This window comes from Nocardioides sp. cx-169, assembly GCF_021083605.1.
Taxonomy (GTDB): domain Bacteria; phylum Actinomycetota; class Actinomycetes; order Propionibacteriales; family Nocardioidaceae; genus Nocardioides.
The window spans coordinates 449,911-473,364 of the sequence record NZ_JAJNRO010000002.1; the positions used below are offsets into that span (position 1 = coordinate 449,911).

The 23,454-nt window shown below is 71.2% G+C and carries 22 protein-coding genes; 11 read left to right on the forward strand and 11 right to left on the reverse strand.

The window, feature by feature from the left end; translation table 11 throughout:
- Positions 1-511: 511 nt before the first annotated feature.
- The 8 genes from rpmH (at position 512) to LRP67_RS03410 (ending at position 5,801) form a co-directional block, all read left to right on the forward strand.
- Positions 512-649 carry a 50S ribosomal protein L34 gene (gene rpmH, locus LRP67_RS03375; protein ID WP_193610531.1) on the forward strand — a complete coding sequence of 46 codons (138 nt, stop codon included), beginning with the start codon at positions 512-514 and terminating at the stop codon, positions 647-649.
- 46 nt (positions 650-695) lie between these two features.
- Positions 696-1,040: a ribonuclease P protein component gene (rnpA, locus tag LRP67_RS03380; protein WP_231268776.1), complete on the forward strand. Its 345-nt coding sequence runs from the start codon at positions 696-698 to the stop codon at positions 1,038-1,040.
- On the forward strand, positions 1,037-1,294 hold the full coding sequence (gene yidD / locus LRP67_RS03385) for a membrane protein insertion efficiency factor YidD (RefSeq protein WP_231268777.1): 258 nt from the start codon (positions 1,037-1,039) through the stop codon (positions 1,292-1,294). The genes rnpA and yidD overlap by 4 nt, the downstream gene beginning before the upstream one ends.
- A 3-nt stretch (positions 1,295-1,297) precedes the next feature.
- Positions 1,298-2,326 carry a membrane protein insertase YidC gene (gene yidC, locus LRP67_RS03390; RefSeq protein ID WP_231268778.1) on the forward strand — a complete coding sequence of 343 codons (1,029 nt, stop codon included), beginning with the start codon at positions 1,298-1,300 and terminating at the stop codon, positions 2,324-2,326.
- Complete coding sequence (locus LRP67_RS03395) at positions 2,323-2,898, forward strand: R3H domain-containing nucleic acid-binding protein (RefSeq protein WP_231268779.1); 576 nt, start codon at positions 2,323-2,325, stop codon at positions 2,896-2,898. The genes yidC and LRP67_RS03395 overlap by 4 nt, the downstream gene beginning before the upstream one ends.
- Positions 2,899-2,992: 94 nt before the next feature.
- A complete protein-coding gene (gene rsmG / locus LRP67_RS03400; RefSeq protein ID WP_308189687.1) occupies positions 2,993-3,667 on the forward strand; it encodes a 16S rRNA (guanine(527)-N(7))-methyltransferase RsmG in 675 nt (224 codons plus the stop codon).
- 194 nt (positions 3,668-3,861) lie between these two features.
- Entirely contained in the window at positions 3,862-4,782 is a 921-nt protein-coding gene (locus LRP67_RS03405) for a ParA family protein (protein ID WP_308189688.1), read from the forward strand.
- Complete coding sequence (locus tag LRP67_RS03410; RefSeq protein WP_231268780.1) at positions 4,779-5,801, forward strand: ParB/RepB/Spo0J family partition protein; 1,023 nt, start codon at positions 4,779-4,781, stop codon at positions 5,799-5,801. Before LRP67_RS03405 ends, LRP67_RS03410 begins: the two co-directional genes overlap by 4 nt.
- 168 nt (positions 5,802-5,969) lie before the next feature.
- Here LRP67_RS03410 and LRP67_RS03415 read toward each other — a convergent pair whose 3' ends face one another.
- Together LRP67_RS03415 and LRP67_RS03420 are read right to left on the reverse strand one after the other, a co-directional pair.
- Positions 5,970-6,740, reverse strand: coding sequence for a 1-acyl-sn-glycerol-3-phosphate acyltransferase (locus LRP67_RS03415; protein WP_231268781.1), 771 nt, complete (start codon positions 6,738-6,740; stop codon positions 5,970-5,972).
- A 64-nt stretch (positions 6,741-6,804) separates the two neighbouring features.
- A complete protein-coding gene (locus LRP67_RS03420) occupies positions 6,805-8,028 on the reverse strand; it encodes a pyridoxal phosphate-dependent aminotransferase (RefSeq protein ID WP_231268782.1) in 1,224 nt (407 codons plus the stop codon).
- Positions 8,029-8,084: 56 nt separating this feature from the next.
- Between LRP67_RS03420 and LRP67_RS03425 the strand changes: the two genes are divergently transcribed.
- Complete coding sequence (locus tag LRP67_RS03425; protein WP_231268783.1) at positions 8,085-8,747, forward strand: GNAT family N-acetyltransferase; 663 nt, start codon at positions 8,085-8,087, stop codon at positions 8,745-8,747.
- Between the two features lie 11 nt (positions 8,748-8,758).
- Here the strand turns inward: LRP67_RS03425 and trxA are convergent, their stop codons facing one another.
- From trxA to LRP67_RS03460, 7 genes are all read right to left on the reverse strand, one after another.
- Positions 8,759-9,085, reverse strand: a complete 327-nt coding sequence (gene trxA, locus LRP67_RS03430; RefSeq protein ID WP_308189689.1) for a thioredoxin — start codon at positions 9,083-9,085, stop codon at positions 8,759-8,761.
- 85 nt (positions 9,086-9,170) lie between these two features.
- Positions 9,171-10,181 carry a thioredoxin-disulfide reductase gene (gene trxB, locus LRP67_RS03435; RefSeq protein ID WP_231268784.1) on the reverse strand — a complete coding sequence of 337 codons (1,011 nt, stop codon included), beginning with the start codon at positions 10,179-10,181 and terminating at the stop codon, positions 9,171-9,173.
- A 114-nt stretch (positions 10,182-10,295) separates the two neighbouring features.
- Positions 10,296-11,006, reverse strand: a complete 711-nt coding sequence (locus LRP67_RS03440; RefSeq protein WP_231268785.1) for a hypothetical protein — start codon at positions 11,004-11,006, stop codon at positions 10,296-10,298.
- 43 nt (positions 11,007-11,049) lie between these two features.
- Positions 11,050-11,739 (reverse strand): RNA polymerase sigma factor SigM, encoded by a 690-nt coding sequence (gene sigM / locus LRP67_RS03445; protein ID WP_231268786.1) that lies wholly within the window; start codon positions 11,737-11,739, stop codon positions 11,050-11,052.
- Entirely contained in the window at positions 11,732-13,615 is a 1,884-nt protein-coding gene (locus LRP67_RS03450) for a protein kinase family protein (protein WP_231268787.1), read from the reverse strand. Before LRP67_RS03450 ends, sigM begins: the two co-directional genes overlap by 8 nt.
- Before the next feature lie 36 nt (positions 13,616-13,651).
- The gene (gene murJ, locus LRP67_RS03455) at positions 13,652-15,307 is read right to left on the reverse strand and encodes a murein biosynthesis integral membrane protein MurJ (RefSeq protein ID WP_231268788.1); all 1,656 of its coding nucleotides are present in this window, start codon (positions 15,305-15,307) and stop codon (positions 13,652-13,654) included.
- Positions 15,304-17,535 carry a DUF6049 family protein gene (locus tag LRP67_RS03460; RefSeq protein WP_231268789.1) on the reverse strand — a complete coding sequence of 744 codons (2,232 nt, stop codon included), beginning with the start codon at positions 17,533-17,535 and terminating at the stop codon, positions 15,304-15,306. The genes murJ and LRP67_RS03460 overlap by 4 nt, the downstream gene beginning before the upstream one ends.
- A 105-nt stretch (positions 17,536-17,640) precedes the next feature.
- On the opposite strand from LRP67_RS03460, the gene LRP67_RS03465 reads away from it, so the two are divergent.
- Positions 17,641-19,056 carry a CCA tRNA nucleotidyltransferase gene (locus tag LRP67_RS03465; protein WP_374107391.1) on the forward strand — a complete coding sequence of 472 codons (1,416 nt, stop codon included), beginning with the start codon at positions 17,641-17,643 and terminating at the stop codon, positions 19,054-19,056.
- Between the two features lie 187 nt (positions 19,057-19,243).
- Here the strand turns inward: LRP67_RS03465 and LRP67_RS03470 are convergent, their stop codons facing one another.
- Both LRP67_RS03470 and LRP67_RS03475 read right to left on the reverse strand, forming a co-directional pair.
- Positions 19,244-20,329, reverse strand: a complete 1,086-nt coding sequence (locus LRP67_RS03470; RefSeq protein ID WP_231268790.1) for an inositol-3-phosphate synthase — start codon at positions 20,327-20,329, stop codon at positions 19,244-19,246.
- A gap of 60 nt (positions 20,330-20,389) precedes the next feature.
- Positions 20,390-20,983 (reverse strand): helix-turn-helix transcriptional regulator, encoded by a 594-nt coding sequence (locus LRP67_RS03475; RefSeq protein WP_231268791.1) that lies wholly within the window; start codon positions 20,981-20,983, stop codon positions 20,390-20,392.
- Between the two features lie 221 nt (positions 20,984-21,204).
- Between LRP67_RS03475 and LRP67_RS03480 the strand changes: the two genes are divergently transcribed.
- On the forward strand, positions 21,205-23,454 hold the full coding sequence (locus tag LRP67_RS03480; protein WP_231268792.1) for a transglycosylase domain-containing protein: 2,250 nt from the start codon (positions 21,205-21,207) through the stop codon (positions 23,452-23,454).

The following is a 23,454-nucleotide window of genomic DNA, read 5'->3' on the forward strand; positions in this document are numbered from 1 at the left end:
TCAATCGTGCCGCCCGATCCGGGCAGCGCTGTGTCCACAAGTTTGTCCACAGGTTGTGAACCCGACTCTGTGTCTGTGGAGAGAGCCGGTCCGAGACGCAGCGAGACCGGTCCAGATCTGCTGTCTTCGCAGGTCAGGTGGCCTTTTCCCGCCAGTGTGGCGGAGGTCACAGACCCCGTCGAGCCGGGTCGGTCGGAGGCTGCGGGGGAACCTCGGTGGCCCGAACTTAACCCGCGCACGCCGGGACCGGCAAGCCGTCATCCACAGGTGTGGATGCCCGGGTGTGGAGAGGGCTGGGAAGTGATGGCGCACCGGTTTGACCCTGTGGAGAACCAGCGCGTACCGTTGGCCGGTCGCCCGGTGTCGACCGGTGCCGCATGTCCACGGGAAGAGTCTTCGTCTCCGTGGATGGGCGGTGCCAGTTGAACCGGCCCCGAGGGCCCGCCCCGAGGAGCCAGGCACTGCCGATCCACCGGCGTGACCCTTCCCGAACCAACCGAAAGAGACAGCCGTGAGCAAGCGTACGTACCAGCCGAACAACCGTCGTCGCCACAAGGTGCACGGGTTCCGCCTGCGCATGCGCACCCGTGCCGGTCGCGCCATCCTGTCCCAGCGTCGCCGCAAGGGCCGCAAGGAACTGGCCGTCTGAGGCACTGCGTCCCCGGCCGAGCTGGCCAGACGCGCCCCGCGACGACGTGCTGCCCCCGGCACACCGGCTGACCGACGCCGAGACCTTCCGCCGTACGTCCCGCACGGGGCGGCGGTCGTCGTCGCGGACCCTGGTGGTGCACCTGGCCGCGCTCGATTCCCCCGCCCTGCGGGTCGGCTTCGTGGTCAGCAAGGCCGTGGGCAACAGCGTGGTGCGCAATCGCGTCAAGCGCCGCCTGCGCCATCTGCTGCGTGAGCGGTTGAGCGCGCTGCCTGCCTCGGGCGCCCTCGTCGTCCGGGCCCTGCCGGCCGCCGGCGGGGCGTCGTCCGAGGAACTGGGCGTCGACCTGGATCGTTGTCTGCAGCGAGTGCAACCGAGGGACGCCACATGAAGTACGTCGTGATCGGACTGCTGAAGGCCTATCGCGCCGTCATCAGCCCGCTCTACGGCCAGGTCTGCCGCTACCACCCGTCCTGCTCTGCCTATGCCCTCGAGGCGGTGCAGCAGCACGGTACGGTCCGTGGCGGATGGCTCGCCGTGCGCCGCCTCGGGCGGTGCCATCCCTGGGCCGCGGGTGGCTACGACCCCGTCCCGCCCCGCGTCGCCGCGGGCCACCCGACCTCGACGCCCAACCAAGGAGCCTGAGCAGTGGGATTCTTCTCCGACATCGGCAGCTTCATCATGACGCCGCTGTACTACGCCATCTCGGCGGTGTTGCTCGCCTGGCACTGGCTCTTCGACCAGATCGGGCTGGATCCCGCGGGCGGTCTGGCCTGGGCGCTGTCGATCATCGGGCTCACCCTGGTGATCCGGATCGCGCTGATCCCGCTCTTCGTGCGGCAGATCAAGTCCAGCCGCAACATGCAGCTGATCCAGCCCAAGGTCAAGGAGCTGCAGAAGAAGTACGGCCACGACCGGGAGCGTCTCGCGCAGGAGACGATGAAGCTCTACAAGGACACGGGCACCAACCCGTTCGCCTCGTGCCTGCCGATCCTGTTGCAGATGCCGATCTTCTTCGCGCTGTTCCGGCTCCTCGACCAGGCGGCGCGCAAGGGCACCGCGCACGGGTTCCTCACCGAGAAGCTCGCCAAGCAGTTCGGTGACGCCGAGATCTTCGGGACGATCCCGATCGCTGACTCCTTCTGGGGGGCACGCACCTGGGGCGCCGAAGCCGACCTCGGTGTCATGCTGGTCGCGCTGGTCCTCGTCCTCGCCATGACCGCGACGACGTTCACCACGCAGCGTCAGCTCATGCGCAAGAACATGCCCGCCGACGCGCTCAGCGGGCCCTACGCCCAGCAGCAGAAGATGCTGCTCTACGTCCTGCCGGTGGCCTTCGGTCTCGGTGGTGTGGCGTTCCCGATCGGCGTGCTCCTGTACTGGACCACCTCCAACCTGTGGACGATGGGCCAGCAGTTCTACGTGATCCGCAACAACCCGGCCCCCGGGACCCCGGCCGCCAAGGCCAAGGAGGACCGCGACAAGGCCAAGGCCGTCAAGCGCGGCACCGTGGTGCTCGAAGAGGCGGCTCCCGAGCCGGAGGCGCCTCGTCCTGCGGTCCGGCAGCAGCCCAAGAAGCTCACCAAGGCTCAGCGCCAGGCCCGGCAGCGCCAGGCTCAGCAGCGCCAGGGCCAGCGCAAGCCCCGACCTGACCAGAACAAGGGAGACACCCGATGAGCGCCGACGTCGAGACCGACACCAGCGAGCAGACCGAGACCACGGACGGCACGGAGCCCACGGGGCCCGAGGAGCCCACGGGGGCGGCCTCCCCGGCGACCGCCGGCGGGGACCGGATCGCGCAGCTGGAGCGTGAGGGGGACATCGCGGCGGACTACCTCGAGGAGCTGCTCGACATCGCGGACCTCGATGGGGACCTGGACATCGACGTGGACGGCGATCGTGCCGCCGTGTCGATCGTGGGCGCGGACCTCTCCCAGCTGGTAGGCCGCGATGGAGAGGTGCTGGAGGCGCTGCAGGAGCTTACGCGCCTCGCGGTGTTCCGGGAGACCGGCGACCGCTCGCGGCTCATGCTCGACATCTCGGGCCACCGCGCCGAGAAGCGCCAGCAGCTCGTGGAGCTGGCCGAGCGTCTGATCGCCCAGGTGAAGGAGAGCGGCGAGCCGGTGTCACTGGACCCCATGAGCCCGTTCGAGCGCAAGGTCGTACACGACGCGGTCGCGGAGGCCGGCCTCACCTCGGAGTCGGAGGGCGTCGAGCCGCGCCGCTTCGTGGTGATCGTCCCCGCGTGAGTCTCCAGTTTCACGTGAAACGAGGATCGCTCCGGTGACCGAGTCAGACCAGCCGACGCCCTCCGTGCCCGAGGTGGCACGGAGGGTGTTTGCTGTGGATCGGCTCCCCTTGGCCGAGCGGTACGCCGAGCTACTGGCCGGAGCCGGCGTCGTGCGGGGCCTGATCGGGCCGCGCGAGGCCCCCCGGCTGTGGGATCGACACCTGCTGAACTGCGCGGTGCTGGGCGACCTTGTCCCCCACGACGCCACCGTCTGCGACATCGGCTCGGGCGCCGGCCTGCCCGGCGTCGTGCTGGCGATCCATCGGCCCGATGTCCGGGTGACCCTGGTGGAGCCGCTGCTGCGTCGCACCACCTTCTTGGAGGAGGTGGTCGCCGAGCTCGGCCTGGCCAACGTGGAGGTCGTGCGCGGCCGTGCCGACACCCTGCATGGCGAGAGGCGCTTCGGCGTCGTCACCTCACGCGCGGTCGCTCCGCTGGAGCGGCTCCTGGGCTGGTCGATGCCCCTGGTCGAGCCGCAGGGCGCCCTCGTCGCGATGAAGGGCTCGTCCGTGGACGAGGAGATTCTCGCGGCGGCCGACGTGCTCAACCAACTCGGCTGCGGCAGTCCTGAGGTGGTCATCCTGGGCGAGGGGCTGCTGTCATCCACCACCATCGCGGTCCGGGTTCCCTGGGCGGATCCCACCCGGGTATCTTGGCCGCTTCCCCCGACGGCGCGGCCCCGTCGGCGCCCCGACCACACTCGACGCAAGCAGAGGCGGAACGCGTGACCGAGGAGTTTTCCACCGGCAGCACCCCGTCCCCTGAGCGTGAGCATCCACAGGACCAGCCCAGTTATCCACAGGTTGCCGTCCCTGAGGGGGGCGACGTTTCACGTGAAACCGAGACCGCGGCCGGTCCTGTTTCACGTGAAACGTCGGCCGCGAAGCCTCTGGGCGGCGTGCCGGTGCGTACGGCCGCCGAGGTGGCTTCTCAGGGGGAGGGGTTCGAAGACGCGGGCACTCCCCTGGCGCGTGCCGCCCAGCACAGCCTGATCGCTCGGCAGCGCACGGCCGCTCGTCCCGCCCTCCCCCGCCCCCAGGCCACCCGGGTCTTCGTCGTGGCCAACCAGAAGGGCGGGGTCGGCAAGACCACGTCCACGGTCAACGTCGCGGCCGGCCTGGCGCAGCTGGGCCAGCGGGTCCTGGTGATCGACCTCGACCCCCAGGGCAACGCGTCCACCGCGCTGAACGTCGAACACCGCCGCGGCGTTCCCTCCACCTACGACGCGTTGGTCGACGGCGTCCCCCTGGCCGACGTGGTCGTGCCCTGCCCTGACGTGGAGGGGCTGTTCGTCGTGCCCGCGACCATCGACCTGGCGGGGGCTGAGATCGAGCTGGTCAGTGTGGTCGCCCGTGAGGGACGCCTGCAGCGTGCGATCTCGGGACACCCCCTGGTCGGCACCGCGCAGGACGTGGGTGAGGACCGCTTCGACTTCGTGTTCATCGACTGCCCGCCCTCCCTCGGCCTGCTGACGCTGAACGCGCTGGTCGCCGGAGACGAGATGATGATCCCGATCCAGGCGGAGTACTACGCCCTCGAGGGGCTCGGCCAGCTCCTCGAGACGGTCGACATGGTGCGGGCGCACCTGAACCCGGACCTGGCGGTCTCGACAATCCTGGTGACGATGTACGACGCCCGCACGCGCCTGGCGGCCGGCGTCGCCGACGAGGTGCGCGAGCACTTCGGCGACCAGGTGCTCAAGACCTCCATCCCGCGCTCGGTGCGGGTCTCGGAGGCGCCGTCGTACGGCCAGACGGTGATGACCTACGACCCGGGGTCCCCGGGCGCGCTCAGCTATCTCGAGGCCGCACGCGAGATCGCCACCAAGGGGGTACGTCCGTGAGTCGTCCGCAGCAGCGTCGTGGGTTGGGCCGCGGGCTCGGGTCGCTGATCCCGACCGCTCCCAGCGAGCCGGAGCGGGCCCCAGAGCCGTCAGGTGCGACCTCCGAGGCGCGATCCGGTCCGGCGTCCGGCGAGGACGCAGCGCCTGCTGCCCCGGCGGCTTCCGAGTCCGCGCCGGCGCACTCCACCGAGCCGGCCAGGAACGACACCGGCGCCTACTTCGCCGAGCTCCCGACCGAGCAGATCGAGCCCAACCGGGTGCAGCCTCGTGCGGTGTTCGACGAGGAGGCGATGGCCGAGCTGGTCCACTCCATCCGGGAGGTGGGGCTGCTCCAGCCCATCGTCGTACGCCGGATCGGACCGGAGGCCTACGAGCTGGTCATGGGGGAGCGACGGTGGCGCGCCTCGCAGGAGGCGGGCCTCACGGCCATCCCGGCGATCGTGCGGGAGACCGACGACAACGACATGCTGCGCGATGCGCTGCTGGAGAACCTGCACCGCTCACAGCTCAACCCGCTGGAGGAGGCCTCGGCCTACGCCCAGCTGCTCGAGGACTTCGAGTGCACCCACGACGAGCTCGCCTCTCGCATCGGTCGCTCGCGCCCCCAGATCAGCAACACGCTGCGCCTGCTCCGGCTCAGCCCGGCCGTCCAGCGGCGAGTGGCGGCCGGCGTGCTGTCGGCCGGACATGCCCGCTCGCTGCTGGCCGTCGAGGACCCCGAGGTCCAGGACCGCCTGGCGCAGCGGGTCGTCGCCGAGGGGATCAGCGTGCGTGCCCTCGAGGAGATCGTCGCGGTCGGTGACGTGGGCTCCAGCGGTCAGCGCAGCGCCCGTCGCCGGCCCACGGCGCCCGGCCTGACGGACATCGCCGAGCGCCTGTCCGAGCGACTGGAGACCCGGGTCAAGGTCGACCTCGGCCAGCGCAAGGGCAAGATCACCGTGGAGTTCGCCTCCCTCGACGACCTGCGGCGGATCATCGACATCATGGACCCGCGCAACCGCAACGACCGGCCCATCTAGCCACAAAGCGCCTCCTCGACATGCCGACAAGTCAATATGTCGACAAGGCGATACTTGGCGGCCAGGCCGCTGACCTGCGAGAACACCCGAAATGACGATTGCCCCGGACGTTCGTGACGTGTTTCCCGTGAAACAACGACACCTTCGTCCGGGGCTACCCGTCCAGAGCTACTTCTGCTGCGCCCGCTTGGCGGCACGCTTGGCGGCCCGGTCCCGCTGCTCCTGGGCATCCAGCGCCGCGGCCGCCTCGAGGGTGGGAGCGCCTCCGCCGTGGCGGGCAGGGAGCCACCAGGACCCCGGGGGCTGCTCCGCGGCGGGGTAGGCCGCGATCGTCTCGTCGAGCAGGCGGGCCATCACCCCGTGCAGCTCCTCGGCCTCCGCCACCGGGTCCGCGCCGGTGGGGTGCAGCGGCTCGCCCACCCGGATCGCGATGGTCTTGCCGCGGGAGAGGTCGCGGGGGTGGTCCTTGGTCAGGATGCGCTGGGTCCCCCACAGGATCACCGGCACCAGGGGCACGCCCGCGGCGGCCGCGATCCGGGTCGCGCCGGACTTGAACTCCTTGAGCTCCATGGCCCGCGAGATGGTGGCCTCGGGGAAGATGCCGACAGCCTCGCCCTCGCGCAGGTACTCCACCGCGGACCGGTACGACGCCAGCCCGTCGCCGCGGTCGACCTGGATGTGGTGCATGGAGCGCATCACCGGGCCACCCACGGGGTGGTCGAAGACCTCCCGCTTGGCCATGAACCGCACCAGCCGGCCGGAGGGATGAGCAGCGAGGCCCCCGTAGACGAAGTCGAGGTAGCCGACGTGGTTGAAGGCCAGCAGCACCCCGCCCTCGCGCGGGACGTGCTCGGTCCCAGTCATGTCGAAGCGCTGGCCGAGCACCCGGAAGAGCGTCTTGGCGGTCCGGATGATCGGCGGGTAGGTGATGTCGCGCATGGGGCTCCTCAGCAGACGGTGGTGGGCACAGCCTTTCAGTCGCCGGCCGGGCCCGCGCGTGCGGTCAGCGTCGGGTGGCCAGGAACTCCGCGATCCGGCCGATGGCCTCCTCCAGCACGGCGACGTCGGGGAGGGTCACGAGCCGGAAGTGGTCGGGGGTGGGCCAGTTGAAGCCGGTGCCGTGGGTGACCAGCAGCTTCTTGGCGCGCAGCAGGTCGATGACGAACTCCTCGTCGTCCTCGATGGCGTAGACCTCGGGGTCGAGGCGCGGGAAGCAGTACAGGGCGCCACGGGGCTTGACCGAGCTGACCCCGGGGATGTCGTTGAGCAGGCGGTGCGCGAGCATGCTCTGCTCGTAGAACCGCCCGCCCGGGACGATCAGCTCCTGGATGGACTGGTAGCCGCCCAGAGCGGTCTGGATCGCGTGCTGGGCGGGCACGTTCGCGCACATGCGCATATTGGAGATGAGGGTGAGCCCCTCCAGGAAGTCCTGCGCGATCTCGCGGGGCCCGGAGATCATCACCCATCCGGCGCGGTAGCCACACACCCGGTAGGCCTTGGAGAGACCGCTGAAGGTCAGGCAGAGCACGTCGCTGCCCGCGGCCTTCGCGGTGTGGTGGTGGACCGCGTCGTCGAAGAGGATCTTCTCGTAGATCTCGTCGGAGAAGACCACCAGATCGTGGCGCCGCGCGATGTCGACCAGCCCCTCGACCGTCGCCTTGCTGTAGACGGCGCCGGTGGGGTTGTTGGGGTTGATGATGACGATGGCGTGGGTGTTCTCGGTGATCTTGGACTCGATGTCGGCCAGATCGGGGTTCCAGTCGTCGTCCTCGTCGCAGAGGTAGTGCACCGGCACGCCGCCGGCCAAGGTCACGGCCCCGGTCCACAGCGGGTAGTCGGGGGCGGGGACGAGGACCTCGTTGCCGTCGTCGACGAACGCCTGCAGCACCATCGAGATCAGCTCGGAGACGCCGTTGCCGATGAAGACGTCCTCGACGGTGACGTCCTGCAGCCCCTGCTGCTGGTAGAACTGCGCCACCGCGGTGCGGGCGGGGTAGATCCCGCGGGAGTCGCTGTAGCCCTGCGACTCCGGGAGGTGGTGGATCATGTCGGCGAGGATCGCCTCGGGCGCCTCGAAGCCGAACGGCGCGGGGTTGCCGATGTTGAGCTTGAGGATCCGGTGCCCCTCGGCCTCGAGGCGCTGTGCCTCCACGAGGATGGGTCCCCGGACGTCGTATCGGACGTTGTGGAGCTTGCGGCTCTGCCGTATCTGGCGCACGGGTGTCATCCTCTCAGGAAGGGGCCGCGGCCTTGACCGGGTCCCCGCCTGCCGAGGAGGTCGCCATGTCCCGCAAGGTCGTCCGGCTCACCGTCGACCACCTCACCGAGCTGCCCGGACCATGTCGCGAGTGCCTCTTCTGGGAGCTGGACCCGGTACGCCGGGGCCGGGTCGGCGGCGACGCGGCAGTGGCCGAGAAGGAGGCGTGGATCTCCCAGGTGCTGCGAGAGTGGGGCTCGTGTGGCCGGGTGGCCGTCGTCGACGAGCAGGTCGTCGGCTACCTCGTCTACGCCCCCGCGGCCTTCGTCCCCGGCTCCGCCGCGTTCCCGACCTCGCCGGTCTCCAGCGACGCGGTGCTGCTCACCAGGGTCTACGTCAAGGATGACCATGCCGGCGGCGGCCTGGGCCGCATGCTCGTGCAGGCCATGGCGCGCGACCTGATCGAGCGCGGGAGCATCCGAGCGGTGGAGGCGTTCGGGACCACTGTCCCGGTCCTCGGCTCGTGCCTGGTGCCGGCGGAGTTCCTGGGCAGCGTCGGCTTCAAGACGCACCGGCCACACCTGCTGACGCCGCGGATGCGCATGGACCTGCGCTCCGCGCTCACCTGGCGCGACGAGGTCGAGGCCGCCCTCGAGCGGCTGCTGGGCGCCGTGCGCCCGGCGCCCACGGTGCGCCCCGAACGCAGTCACCGCTCACTCGGCGTTGGCCGGGTGAGCGGTGACGGGTGAGGCAGGAGCGTTCAGTTGATGAAGGAGTCGAGCTCCTTGAGCAGCGCCGCCTTCGGCTTGGCGCCCACGATCGACCGGACGACCTCGCCACCCTGGTAGACGTTGATCGTCGGGATGCCGGTGACCCGGTAGGACGACGGGGTGACGGGGTTCTCGTCCACGTTCATCTTCAGGAACGTGATCTTGTCGCCGTGGGTGCCGGCGAGCTCGTCGAGGATCGGGGCGACCTGGCGGCACGGGCCGCACCACTCCGCCCAGAAGTCCACGAGGACCGGCTTGTCGGACTTGAGCACCTGCGCCTCGAACTCGGCGTCGGTGACGGCTTGGATGTTGCCCACGGCAATCAGTTCCCTTCTTAGGTTCGACTCAGAGGTCTGTGACCAGTCAACACCACCGTGCCGACCGGTGTTCCCGCCGCGACGGTCAGAGGCCGGCGGTGGTGACGGTCTCGACGACCGCGGAGCCGGCGACCGCGTCCTGGGCGTCCGCCCCGGTGGCGTGGGCGTGGTCCAGCTCGGCCAGGTAGCGCTCGGCGTCGAGGGCGGCGGCGCAGCCGGTGCCGGCGGCGGTGATGGCCTGGCGGTAGTGGTGGTCGACCAGGTCGCCCGCGGCGAAGACGCCCGGCAGGTTGGTGGCGGTGGAGGGGTGGCGGACCAGCACGTAGCCGTTGTCGTCGAGGTCGACCTGCCCGGTGAGGAGCTCGGAGCGCGGGTCATGCCCGATCGCGATGAACAGCCCGGTCGCGGCCAGGTCGCGGGTCTCGCCGGTGACGGTGTCCTTCAGGGTGACCGACTCCAACCGGTCGGATCCGTTGATCGACTCCACGACCGAGTTCCACTCGATCTCGAGCTTGGGGTCGGCGAACGCCCGCTCCTGCATGATCTTGGAGGCGCGCAGCGCATCGCGGCGCACGATCAGCGACACCTTCGAGCCGAAGCGGGTCAGGAACGTCGCCTCCTCGATCGCGGAGTCACCCCCGCCGACCACGGCGATGTGCTGCTCGCGGAAGAAGAACCCGTCACAGGTGGCGCACCACGAGACGCCCTTCCCGGAGAGCGCGTCCTCGTTGGCGAGGCCGAGCTTGCGGTAGCCCGATCCGGTGGCCAGGATCACCGCACGCGCGGTGTGGGTGTCGGTGGCGGTCTTGACGACCTTGACGTCGCCGGTGAGGTCGACCTCGACGACGTCGTCGGGGACCAGCTCGGCGCCGAACCGCTCGGCCTGGGCGCGCATCTCGTCCATCAGAGCAGGGCCCATGATCCCGTCGCGGAACCCGGGGAAGTTCTCCACCTCCGTGGTGGTCATCAGCGCGCCGCCGGCGGTCACCGAGCCCTCGAAGACCAACGGCTGCAGGCTCGCCCGGGCGGCGTACACCGCCGCCGTGTAGCCGGACGGACCGGAGCCGATGATGATCACGTTGCGCGTCTCAGACATGCGTCCCACTCTCGTTCCTGCTGGGGGTCCCCGGGTCAAGGGGCATCACTTCACTCAACCGATCGTAGGGGAGCGTTCTTCCCCGCCGTAGGCCGCTCGACCGGTGGCCGCGGCTCAGTCCCCGGGCAGGGTGACCGAGCGCAGGGTCTCGCCGGTGCCGCACTGCAGCAGGTCCACGACCTGGCTGGCGCCCATGGGCGCCCGAAAGGCCAGCACCGCCGGGCGGCCCTGGTAGCGGACGAGCTGGAGGCGGCCCGGCCCCCAGTCGGCCGGGTCGCAGATCAGGCGGTCCGAGGTCCCGCTGGTCGGCCCCCGAAGCGGCGCATCATCCGGGGAGCTCTGCTCGGAGACCCTGCCTCGCCGGGCGATGCGAGCAACGTCGTCGGAGAAGTGGGACTCACGCACGACGGGGGCGCCGGCGACGAGCGATGAGACGGAGCCCGGATCGATCCGTACGTCGGGATCGGCCGGCTCCGCGGGGGCCTCCGCCTCCAGAGCGCCCTGGGCGTCAGCGTCGCCGGAGTCCATGGACGACGCGCTCTCGCTGTCCGACCCGGTGCCCTCGAGGAGCTGGCCGGCGCCGATCCCGACCGCGACGACCGCCGCCGCGGCGACCAGCAGGCTGGTGACCTTGCGGCGCCGGCGCGAGGCCAGGGCCACGACCTGGGCGTCGGCGCCGGGAGCCTGGCCCTCGGCCAGCCGCGCCAGCACCGCATCGAGCCGGGTGACGACGTCCTCGGGCAGGGGAGCGTCGACCCGCGCCTCGGCGAGCAGGCGCCGCACGCGCCCCTCCTCCGCAGAGGTCAGCTCTCGCTCGTCGGACATCGGGGTCATTCTCCTGGTCTGGCGCTGGACGGGGTGGGCGGGCTCAGCCCGCCGGGGGCCCTCGTGGGGCCCGTGTCGATCTGACGCCCGGGCCGGGGGGAGGGTTCCCCGGTGCGGCGTGGTCATGGTCACCACCGGGGGCCAGCAGGTGCAGGGCCACGGCCAGGCGGGCGCGCCCGCGCGAGCACCGGCTCTTGACCGTGCCCTCGGCGCAGTCGAGCATCCGGGCGACCTCGGAGATCGGGTAGCCCTCCATGTCCACCAGGACCAGGGCCGCCCGTTGCTCGGGAGGCAGCTCGGCCAGGGCCGCGAGGACCCGGCGGCGCCGCTCGTCCTGCACCGCCAGGTCGGCGGGGTCGGTGACGTCCGCGGTCACCGCCGAGCCGCGGTCGCCGTACTCCTCGAGGTCGTCGGGCAGCGTCTCGGCCCGCCGGACCTTGGCGGCTCGCAGTCGGTCGAGGCAGGCGTTGACGACGACGCGGTGCAGCCATGTGGTGACAGCCGCCTCGCCGCGGAACGACCCGGCGCGACGGTACGCCGCCACGAGACCGTCCTGCAGCCCGTCGGCGGCGTCGTCGGGGTTGCCCATCGTGCGCAGCGCCACCGCCCACAACCGGTCTCGATGGCGCGCGAACAGCACGCCGAAGGCGTTGCGGTCACCCTCGACGTGGGACCGCAGCAGCTCGGCGTCGGTGGGGGTGTCGGTGGGAGCGCCGGGCTCCTGGTCACTCACCGAGGACCTCGACCTCGGCCACGCGGCCGCGGAACCGCGACCCGTCGGGGGGCAGCTCGGTCAGCCACACGACCAGGAACCTCCCGGTCGCCGGCTCATCCAGGGTGATGGTCTCGCCGGTGCCCTCGAGGGTCGCCCCCTGGACAGGCCGGAGAGCCTCGACGTCGGTGGGCCGCTCGTCGCTCAGGTAGAGCTCGACCCCGGTCGGCGCACCTTCGAGCGTGAGCCGGACGGCGGACACCGAGTGCTCGCCGCCGAGGTCGACCACCAGACCCACTCCGTCCTTGAGCCCGCCGGGGCCGAGCTGCTGGTCGTAGGCGGACGTCGGCCAGGAGGTGGCAGGGTCCCCGTCGACGGCCAGGCCGGCGTCCTCCGGGTTCTCCTCCGGCACGGGTGTCCCCTGCGGGTCGAGGTCCTCGGCGACCAGGCCGCCCAGCGGGGTGGCCGACGGCGACGGGGTCGGCGTCGAGGAGCTCGACGAGCCGGAGTCGAGCGGCTCCCCGCCGAGCACCGTCTTGCCGCGCCCGAGGTTGTAGGCCACCACGATCGCGACCAGGAGCAGCAGTCCCACCGCGATGGCGGCGGCCAGCCGCAGCCAGCTGCGCCCGGGAGGCGGCTCCTCGTCGACCACCGGGACCAGGCCGCTCCCGGTCGCGCGGCCGGTCTCGGTGCCGGTGTTGTCCCACGGCCAGAAGTCGCCGGCGCCGTTGGAGGTGGCCGAGCCGCCCGGCCGCGGTGTGCGCAGCGGCGTCCCGTTGGGCGGCGAGGGCGCGAACAGCGGGCGCTCGGGCGGCTGGTCGAAGGGCGGGGGCGGGGGCGGAGGCGTCTCCCTCGCGGCCAGCCACGACACGTCGCCGGACTCGTCGTCGAAGATCGGCATCCCGGCCTGCGTCGGCAGCTCCGGCGTCACCGTCGTCTCGGCCGGCACCTCGGTCCGCACGGTCGGCTGCGTCGCGGGCACCGGGTCGGCCACGTCGTCCTCGCGTACGGCGCTCTGCTCACCGGCGTCGCGGACCGCGATCTCCGGGACCGAGGGAAGCACCAGCGGCAGGTCGCGGCGCCGGGGCAGGGTGGCCAGCAGCCCCTCGGCGATGCCGGCGGGGTCGCCGACGAAGTCGCTGAGGTAGGCCTGGATCTCCCGCGCGGTCGTCACCGACACGAGCTCGCGCCCGCGAGAGCCGGGCTGCCCGTCGCCCTGCAGGACCGCGTCGCACAGGGCGTCGAGGGGCCGCGGGATGCCGGCGCGGACCTGCCGTGGCCGCAGCACCACGCCGTGCTCCTCGGGGGCGCGCGGCACCCCCGAGGTGGAGGCGCCCGCCCACTTGCCGGTGAGCGCGCAGTACAGCAGGCCGGCGAGGTCGGTGACGTCGGTGGACGGGCCAGTCCCCGACAGGCCGTGCATCGCGGCGTCGACCCCCAGTCCGATGACCCGGATCTCGCCGGTGCGGTCGACGAGGACGTTCTCGGGGACCAGGCGTCCGTGGGCGACCCCGGCCTCGTGCGCCTGGGCCACCGAGTCGGCGACCTCCGAGACCAGCCAGGCGGCGCGCCGGGGCTCCAGGGGGCCCGAGCTGGTGACCAGGATGTCCAGCGACGTGCCGGAGCCCCACTCGTTCACGACGTAGCACAGCCCGTCGCGGGTCTCGGCGTCCAGCACGCGCAGGACGCGCCGGTCCAGCAGCAGGGCGTTGCTCCGCGCCGCCTCCAGGAGGCCCTCGGACCGGGGGTCGTCGGCCGGGATGACGTGCAGCGCGACGTGGCGCTGCAGCACCCGGTCGTGGGCGCGCCAGAACCGGCCGCCGCCGCTCTCGGTGAGCAGGTCGACGAGCCGGTAGCGGCCGGCGAGCACGTCGCCCGGCCGGACCGTGTGGGTCACTGCGGCTCCCTCATGACGTGGTCATCGTAGGGCGCTTCACGCCGCGCGGGAGCGCCTGAGGCGACTCGTCACCGAATCGAGCACCGTGGTCACCTCCCGCAGCCGCAGCGCGCGGGCGAGGACCAGGAACACCGCGACGTCGATCGCGGTCACCAGCGCGGCGCGCAGGGCGGCGACCGGCCACGACGCGTCGGTGGCCAGGGCGTGCAAGGCCAGCGCGGCGACCAGCGCCACCCCGGTCGACAGCGTCACGACGAACGTGAGCCGGACGACGAAGCGCACCAACCGCGGCGACTCGAGGCCGCCGAGGCGGCGGCGCAGGACGGTGTAGGACACCGCCGAGCCCACGACGTACGCCGCGGTGTAGGCCAGCACCAGGGCGGGCGAGGTCTGCTCCGGGTCGGTCCACGAGACGAAGGCGAGCGCGGCGGCGACGTTGGTCACGGCGACGGCGCACTGGATGAAGAAGACCGTGCGCGTCTCCTCGAGCGCGTAGAAGCCGCGCAGCATCAGGTAGTGGACGGTGAAGAAGATCAGCCCGGCGCCGAAGAGGCCGAGCGAGGGCGCGTAGCGCGGGAAGTCGTCGGCGGCGGCCCCGTGCCCCCACACGACGTTGGCGATGTCGAGGGCGATCACCGGCAGCAGGGCCGCGAAGGGCACCACCACGGCCAGCGCGGTGCGCAGGGTGCTCGACAGCAACGCCGCCAGGCCCGCCAGGTCGCCGTCGGCCGCGCTGGCCGACAGCCGCGGCAGGATCGCCGTGGCCAGCGACAGGGTGACCACCGAGTGCGGCACCATCATGATCAGGAACGTCGAGGAGTAGATCGTGATCCCGGTGCCGTCGCCCCCGTCGGCGGTGCCGCCGCTGGCGAGGTTGACGACCACGACGTACGCCGCCTGGTTGGCGATGACGAACAGCACCGTCCAGATGCCCAGGCGCAGGGTGTGGCCCAGCCCGGCGTGGCGGAAGTCGAAGCGCGGGCGGTAACGGAAGCCGGCCTTGCCCAGGTAGGGCACCAGGATCAGCAGCTGCGCGGCGATGCCGGCCGTGGAGCCCAGGCCCAGCAGCAGCTCCTGGTCGGTGCTGAACGACCCGAACGCCTCCGCGCCGCGGGCGGGGCCGAACACGAAGAGGTAGACGACCAGCACCGCCACCGAGATGACGTTGTTGGCGATCGGGGCCCACATCATCGGGCCGAACACGCTGCGGGAGTTGAGGATCTGCCCGACCAGCGCGAACATCCCGTAGAAGAAGACCTGGGGCAGGCAGTAGCGGGCGAAGTCGATGGCCGACTGGCGCTGCTCGGTCAGGGCCGCCGTGTCGTACTGCGCGCTCAGCACGAGCGACATCACCCACGGAGCTGCGACGACCAGGACCACGGTGACGGCCCCCAGGAACAGCGCGGCGAGGGTCATCACGCGGTTGGTGTAGGCCTCGCCGCCGTCCGGGTCGTGCTTCATCGCCCGCACCAGCTGAGGCACGAGGACGGCGTTGAAGACGCCACCGGCCAGCAGGATGTAGAGCATGTTCGGGATCGTGTTGGCGATCGTGAAGATGTCGGCGTGCAGCGAGGCGCCGAGCGCGGCCGCGAGCAGGCTCGAGCGGACGAACCCGCTCATCCGCGACACGACCGTCCCGGCGGCCATCACCGCACTGGAGGCGAGGATCCGCTGATCGTCGGCGGTGCTCACGGCACCCGCTCCGCGTCGGTTACGGCCTCGTGCGGCGTGTCGGGCGCCTCAGGCTCCGGGTCGTGGCGGCGGCGGAAGCGCCGTACCAGGCGGAACGCGATCGCCACGAACAAGATGCCCGCCCCGGTCGCCATCACGACCCAGATCACCGTGCTCACCTGGGCGGAGCGGATCGGGAACGAGTCGGCCGAGCCGAGCGGGTGGCCGTCGGCGTCGAGGGCCCGCAGGGTGACCTCGTGCACGCCCTGGCGCCGCGTGCGCACCGGCAGCAGGATCGTCGTGCGGCTGCGGGGACCCAGCTGTTGAGGCTCGGAGTCGCGGATCACGATCCCGGTGTCGCTGGTGGCGCTCACCACCACCGTGACCGGTTCGTCCAGGGTGTTCGTGATGGTCGCGGCGAGCTTTCCGGTGCCGCCGGAGAGCGTCACTCCGGGCGGGGCGTCGATCTCGACGGCCTCCAGGCGGGTGTCGATCCAGCGCGTCGACCGGGTGAGCGACGACTGCGCCGCCTGCGGGCTGAGCCGCGCGCTGTACGACACGCCGGACAGGGCCTGGTCGAGCACGACACCGGCCACCTGGTCGTTGCGGGTCAGGAGGTTCTGCAGGGTCTCGCCGGCCTCGACCAGGCGCCGTACGGCGGTGAAGATGCTCGGCCCCAGTGCGCGTGCGGTCTGTCGGTCGGGGTACTCCAGCTCGTCCAGCTCGGCCGTCTGGGCCGGCCCGTCGGCGATCTCGCCGACGTCGGCGAGATCGACCCAGTCGGCGTCCTGGAGGGCACCGAAGAAGCGGTTGGTCCGGTCGGGGCTCCACTGGTCCGGCACCATCATCACCAGCGGCCGGCTCGCCACCGGCCGCAGGCGCACCGCGGCCTCGGCCAGCAGCCGCTGCCGCAGGGACAACGCAGAGAGCCGCGGCCCGGGTAGGGGTCCGCCGGCGGCCGCGCCGCTCGACGTGACCACCAGCCGGTGCTGGTCGGCAGTGACGACGGCCGGTGGGTCCGCGCCGAACATCCGGTCGGTCACGAGCACGGTCGTGGCGGGGTCGGCGAGCTCGATGCCGGCCCGGTCGAGGTAGCCGCCCGGCGAGCCGAAGGCCGGGGAGGTGGTGACGTCCCAGGACGCGAGCACCGCCCCCGTGCGACGTGCGGCCAGCTCCACCAGCTCCGGGTCGTAGTCGGCGGCGGCGCTCACGTCCACGTCGCCGTACGGCAGCGTGAGGACCTGATCACCTGCCAGGGCCTCGCGCAGGTCCTCGAGCCAGTCGCTCGCCACCTGGGCCGCCTCGGCCAGCTCGGGGGTGAGCTCCTGCTCCTCGTCGGCGGGCTGCTCCTGCTCGGGGCCGATCGTCTCCGTCGGCGTGGGGCTCTCACCGTCCTCGGGCTCGACCGCCTCGCCGGGCGGCTGGGTGGGGGCGAGGGAGCGCGGTGGGTTGCCCAGCGAGAGCCGACGTACGGCGTCCAGCAGCGCCGGGTCCACGAGCCAGGTCACGGGGGCCGGGCCGGCGGCGGCCCCGAGCTTGACCAGGCCGTGCAGCCGACCGCCGTCCTCCAGGGTCCTCACCCAGGCGTCCACCTGGGCCAGCGAGCCGTCCGCCGCGTAGGACACGAGGCGGCGCAGTGGCACCACGACCGCCGTGTCGACCGACCCCTTGGCGTTGCGCGGGACGAAGGTCAAGAACGTGCGAGCGCGGCCCTCCGCGATGAGGTCGCGGGTCTGGGGACCCTCGCCGAGGGCGTGCACGCCGAACCAGTAGACGCCGCGCGACGGCAGCCGGTAGTCGTTGCGGGGCAGGGAGATCGTGAAGCGGTAGGACTCACCGGGCGCCAGCTCCGGCACGGAGTCGTAGGGGCCACGGTCGGTGAGGCGCTGACCGACCTCCTCCGAGGTCGGCACCTCCGTGGCCGCCTCGAGCTGAGCCGGCGTCGTGAGCGGCTCCTCTCCGACGAAGGGGTACAGGTTGATCGTCGACCAGGTCTCGGTGTCGCTGTTGGTCACCGTGCCGGTGATCTCGATGGGTCCCCGCCGGGGCACCACCGCGGGGCTGATGTCGTCGAGGGTCACCGTGAGCGGCTCCGGCTCCGCCGCGGTGCTCGGCTGCACGGTGGCCGCCGTGGCCGTGCTGGTGGCGGGGGTGGCGGTCGCCGGCGTCGGCGCGGAGGCCACGGCGAGGCAGGTCGCCACCCCCAGCGCGGCGCCGATGGCGCGCACATGCAGGGAGGACCGGACCACCCACCGAGCCTATCGGCCCGGCGGCGTCCCCTCCGGACCGACGGGCGGGGCGCCGTCCCGATAGACTCGACGGTCGTGCCCGAAGCCCCGCCCCCGACCCTGCGTCTGGCCGACGTCCAGCGCGCCGTCGCCGACGAGCTGGACCGGATCTCGCCGGTCATCGACGACCTCGGCCGGATCTTCAACGCCGCAGGCCACGAGCTGGCCCTGGTCGGCGGCCCGGTGCGTGACGCGATGCTCGGGCGGCGCCACAACGACCTCGACTTCGCGACCTCCGCGCGTCCGGAGGAGACCGAGCGCCTGCTCAAGGGCTGGGGCGACGCGTTGTGGGACATGGGCCGGGCGTTCGGCACCATCGGCTGCCGCAAGGACGAGTGGGTCGTCGAGGTGACGACGTACCGCTCCGAGGTCTACGACCCCACCTCCCGCAAGCCCTCGGTCGACTTCGGCGACACCCTCGACGGCGACCTGGGCCGGCGCGACTTCACGGTCAACGCGATGGCGGTGCTGGTGCCCGGACGGGTGCTCGAGGACCCGTACGGCGGCGTGGTCGACCTGGCCCACCGGGTGCTGCGCACACCGGGGCGTCCCGAGGACTCCTTCTCCGACGACCCGCTGCGGATGATGCGGGCGGCGCGGTTCGCCGCGCAGCTGGGCTTCACCGTGGACCCGGGCGTGGTCGCGGCCATGACCGCGATGGCCGAGCGGATCGAGATCATCTCCGCCGAGCGGGTCCGCGACGAGCTGGTCAAGCTGATCTGTGCGCCGTACCCCCGCCTCGGGCTGACCCTGCTGGTCGAGACCGGCCTCGCCGAGCGGGTGCTGCCCGAGCTGCCGGCGCTCGCCCTGGAGCGCGACGAGCACCACCGACACAAGGACGTCTACGAGCACACGCTCACGGTGCTCGAGCAGGCGATCGACCTCGAGGACCGTCTCGGCGGCGAGCCGGACTTCGTGTCGCGGTTCGCGGCGCTGATGCACGACGTCGGCAAGCCGCGCACCCGCCGCTTCGTCGACGACGGCACGGTCACCTTCCACCACCACGACGTGGTCGGCGCCAAGATCACCCGCAAGCGGATGCGGGCGCTGAAGTTCAGCAACGACGAGATCGACGCGGTCTCCAAGCTGGTCGAGCTGCACCTGCGCTTCCACGGCTACGGCAGCGGCGAGTGGACGGACTCCGCCGTACGCCGCTACGTCCGTGACGCCGGCGACCAGCTCGAGCGGCTGCACGTGCTGACCCGCGCGGACTGCACCACGCGCAACCAGCGCAAGGCCGACCGGCTGCGTCGTACCTACGACAGCCTGGAGGAGCGCATCGCCCGGCTCTCGGAGGAGGAGGAGCTCAGCGCGCTGCGCCCCGACCTCGACGGCAACCAGATCATGGAGATCCTGCAGATCCCGCCCGGGCGCGAGGTCGGCCAGGCCTACCACCACCTGCTCGAGCTGCGCATGGACCGCGGCCCCATGACCGAGGACGAGGCCCGCGAGGCTCTCCTCGCCTGGTGGGCCTCCCGCTGAGCCGTCACCAACTGCTCGGAAATGCCGCTGACCCGTCAGCAAGTCTCTGACGGGTCAGCGGGAGGTGCGGGGTGTTGCGGTGCGCGTTCGGCTCACGGGGTTTCGACGCGCCCGTCGCGGCTGCGTTCCTCAGCCGCGGGGCTTGCTCAACCTGCGGGCGAGACGAGTGCGCGTTCGAGCCTCAGGCTCACTCTTCGCCCTTGATGAAGGCCTCGACGCGGCGGCGGCCCTCGTCGTCGTTGAGCTGGACCGGCGGGGACTTCATGAGGTACGACGACGCCGAGATGATCGGGCCACCGATGCCGCGGTCCTTGGCGATCTTCGCGGCGCGGATCGCGTCGATGATGATGCCGGCGGAGTTGGGGGAGTCCCAGACCTCGAGCTTGTACTCGAGGTTGAGGGGCACGTCGCCGAACGCGCGGCCCTCGAGGCGGACGTAGGCCCACTTGCGGTCATCGAGCCACTGGACGTAGTCCGAGGGGCCGATGTGGACGTTGCGGTCGTGGATCTTGCCCGAGAGCGAGCCCTCGAGGTTGGACGTGACGGCCTGGGTCTTGGAGACCTTCTTGGACTCGAGGCGGTCGCGCTCCAGCATGTTCTTGAAGTCCATGTTGCCGCCGACGTTGAGCTGGTAGGTGCGGTCCAGCGCCACGCCGCGGTCCTCGAACAGCTTGGCCATCACCCGGTGGGTGATGGTCGCGCCGACCTGGGACTTGATGTCGTCACCCACGATCGGGACGCCGGCGTCCTCGAACTTCTTGGCCCAGACCGGGTCGGAGGCGATGAAGACGGGCAGGGCGTTGACGAAGGCGACGCCCGCGTCGATCGCGCACTGCGCGTAGAACTTGTCGGCCTCCTCGGAGCCCACCGGCAGGTAGGACACCATGACGTCCGCGCCGGTGTCCTTGAGGACCTGGACCACGTCGACGGAGTCGGCGTCGGACTCCTCGATGGTCTCGCGGTAGTACTTGCCGAGGCCGTCGAGGGTCGGGCCCTTCTGGACGGGTACGCCGAGCGGCGGGACGTCGGCGATCTTGATCGTGTTGTTCTCGGAGGCCTGGGTGGCCTCGGACAGGTCGAACCCGACCTTCTTGGCGTCGACGTCGAAGGCCGCAACGAACTCCACGTCCTTGACGTGGTAGTCGCCGAACATCACGTGCATCAGCCCGGGGACCGTGCCGTCGGGGTCGGCGTTGCGGTAGTACTCGACGCCCTGGATCAGTGACGTGGCGCAGTTGCCCACGCCGACGATTGCTACTCGTACCGAACCCATGGGGGCTTCCCTTCGTGGTGTGACTTCTCTGGAGATCGTGCGGTCGTGCGAACTGCTGGGCTATTGCTGGGGCTGCTCGGTGGAGGGGCGCTGCAGCTCGATCTGGTCGAGGCTGCGCTCGGCGTTGATCAGGTCCGAGAGCCACCGGACCTCACGCTCGACCGACTCGACGCCATGGCGCTGGAGCTCGGCGGCGTACCGGTCGACCTCCGCCTGCGTCAACGACAGCTGCGACTGCACGCGGTCGAGCCGCTCCTGCAGCCGCGTGCGCCGACCTTCGAGGACCCGCAGGCGGATCTCCATGTCGGTGCTGCCGAAGAACGCGAACCGGATGTCGAAGTTGTCGTCCTCCCACGCCGTCGGTCCCACCTCGGACATCAGCCGCTGGAACTCGCGGGTGCCGGCCTCGGTGACGCGGTAGACGATGCGAGGACGCCGGGTGACCGGGACGCCCGGGACCGGGGAGGTCGTGTGCTCCTCGATGAGCGCGCCCCGCAGCATCTTCTTCAGTGCCGGGTAGAGCGAGCCGTAACTGAGCACCCGGCTCCAGCCGAGCATGAGGTTGAGGCGCTTGCGCAGCTCGTAGCCGTGCATGGGTCCCTCGTGCAGCAGTCCGAGGACTGCAAGCTCGATGGTCTCTCCGCGACGTGCCACGAGACCTATCGTAGCGATATATCCACGGATTACGAATCGGAGACATATCCATCTTGTGACGCGCGCGTGTCCCCGCCCACAGACTGGGGTGAGCGGGCGCGTCGTGCGTACTCTGGGACGTCGTCGTCCGCCGTACCACGTGCGGCGGGTGATACACGAACGTCCCCGACCCACGGAGCAACGACATCTTGAGTGGCAAGCGCAGGGCCGCCGGAGCGCCCGTGACCAAGGTCCCGGCGACCAAGGGCAAGGGCAAGGGCTCGAAGGGGAGCAAGCCTTCCCTGACTCGCAAGCAGAAGGCCAAGAAGGCCGGCACCTGGCTGCTGGTCACCGGGCTCGTCGGCTCGCTCGTCGCCGCCGGCGGCTTCGTGTTCCTCTACAACACCATCGACATCCCGGACCCCAACGAGGACTTCCAGACCGAGACCTCCTACGTCTACTTCGACGGCGGCAAGGAGCAGCTCGGCAGCTTCGCGGTCCAGGACCGCGAGTCGATCCCGATCGACGAGATCCCCGACCAGCTCGAGGACGCGGTCATCGCCGCGGAGAACCGCACCTTCTGGACCGACCGCGGCATCGACCCCAAGGGCATCGTGCGCGCGGCGTTCAGCAACGCCTCGGGCAATGCCACCCAGGGGGCGTCGACGATCACCCAGCAGTACGTGAAGATCCTCTACCTGACGCAGGAGCGCTCCCTGACGCGCAAGGCGAAGGAGGCGATCCTCTCGCTGAAGATCCGCAACCAGATGAGCAAGACCGAGATCCTCGCCGGCTACCTCAACACCATCTACTTCGGTCGCGGCGCGTACGGCGTGCAGGCGGCGGCGCGTGCCTACTTCGACAAGCCGGCCAAGGACCTCAACCTGCGCCAGTCCGCCGTGCTCGCGAGCGTGCTCAACAACCCGACGCGCTTGGACCCCGCCAACGGCAAGGACGCGCGCGAGGCGCTCAAGGGCCGTTTCCAGTTCGTGCTCGACGGCATGGCGGAGATGGACGACAAGTACGCCGAGCCGGTCGAGAAGGCGCGTGAGGCGCTGCCGAAGTTCCCCAAGATCGAGGCCCGCAGCGCCTACGGCGACCAGAAGGGCCACATGCTCACCCTGGTGCGCAAGGAGCTGAACAAGCTCGGCTTCGACGACGAGGACATCGACGGCAAGGGCCTGCGGATCACCACGACGTTCACCCAGAAGGCCATGGACGCCGCCAAGCAGGGCGTCATCGAGGCGCGACCCGAGGGCTTCAAGGACAAGCAGCTGCACGTCGGCGTCGCCAGCGTCGAGCCCGGCACCGGCGCGGTGCGCGGCTTCTACGGCGGGCAGGACTACCTGCAGTCGCAGCTCAACTGGGCGGTCTCCGGCGGTCAGGCCGGCTCGATCCTCAAGCCGTTCGCCCTGGCGGCGGGCATCAAGGCCGGCTTCTCGCTCAAGGACACCTTCGAGGGCAACAGCCCGATCGAGATCGGCGACACCGAGTTCGAGAACCAGGGCGACGAGGACTTCGGTCAGGTGAGCCTGCTCAAGGCGACCGAGGACTCGATCAACACCGCGTTCGTCGACCTCACCGACTCCATCCCCGACGGACCGGACAAGGTGATCGAGATGGCCAACGCACTCGGCATCCCGCCGGCGAAGCCGCGCGGCAAGCGACCCGCGGGCATCCCCGCCTCGACGCCGGGCCTCGAGCCCAACGTCGGCGTGGCCCTCGGCAGCGCGACGGTCAGCCCGATCAACATGGCCAACGCCTACGCGACCATCGCCAACGGCGGCGAGGCGGCCACGCCGTACGTCATCGAGCGCGTCGAGTCCAAGGACGGCGAGGTCCTGCACCGGCACCAGAACAAGGCCAAGCGGGTCCTCGACGAGGACATCGCCGCCGACGTCTCCTATGCGCTGGAGCAGGTGGTCGAGACCGGAACCGGCTCCGACGCCGGTGCCCTCGAGCGGCCGGCGGCCGGCAAGACGGGCACGTCGACCAACGACAAGGGCGATGTCGTCTCGTCGTGGTTCACCGGCTTCACGCCGCAGCTGGCCACGTCGGTCGTCTACGTGCGGGGCAAGGGCGCCGAGCCGCTCGACGGCTGGCTGCCCAGCTTCTACGGCGGCGACTACCCGACCGCGACCTGGACCTCGGTGATGCAGCGCGCGCTCGAGGGCACCGAGGTCCTCGACCTCGCCGACCCGGTGTACGTCGACGGCGAGGCGCCGAGCGACGGTCACGAGCCGGCGCCGCCGCCGCCGCCCAAGCCGACGAAGAAGCCCACCAAGAAGCCCAAGCCGACGCCGACGCCCACCCCGACGCCGACGCCGACGCCGACCCCGACGCCGACGCCCACCCCGACGCCGACGCCGACCCCGACCCCGACGCCGACGCCGACGCCCACCCCGACGCCGACGCCGGTTCCGACGCCCACGCCGACGCCCGCGCGGGACTCCTTGGGTGGTCCGCCTCGCGAGTCGTACTCCGTCTGGTGA

What these genes read in the sequence shown, in the direction of transcription:
- yidD (WP_231268777.1), top strand. Translation starts at nt 1,037, where the DNA reads ATGAAGTACGTCGTGATCGGACTGCTGAAGGCCTATCGCGCCGTCATC.
- LRP67_RS03395 (WP_231268779.1), top strand. Translation starts at nt 2,323, where the DNA reads ATGAGCGCCGACGTCGAGACCGACACCAGCGAGCAGACCGAGACCACG.
- LRP67_RS03415 (WP_231268781.1), bottom strand. Translation starts at nt 6,740, where the DNA reads ATGCGCGACATCACCTACCCGCCGATCATCCGGACCGCCAAGACGCTC.
- LRP67_RS03420 (WP_231268782.1), bottom strand. Translation starts at nt 8,028, where the DNA reads ATGACACCCGTGCGCCAGATACGGCAGAGCCGCAAGCTCCACAACGTC.
- LRP67_RS03425 (WP_231268783.1), top strand. Translation starts at nt 8,085, where the DNA reads ATGTCCCGCAAGGTCGTCCGGCTCACCGTCGACCACCTCACCGAGCTG.
- trxB (WP_231268784.1), bottom strand. Translation starts at nt 10,181, where the DNA reads ATGTCTGAGACGCGCAACGTGATCATCATCGGCTCCGGTCCGTCCGGC.
- LRP67_RS03440 (WP_231268785.1), bottom strand. Translation starts at nt 11,006, where the DNA reads ATGTCCGACGAGCGAGAGCTGACCTCTGCGGAGGAGGGGCGCGTGCGG.
- LRP67_RS03470 (WP_231268790.1), bottom strand. Translation starts at nt 20,329, where the DNA reads ATGGGTTCGGTACGAGTAGCAATCGTCGGCGTGGGCAACTGCGCCACG.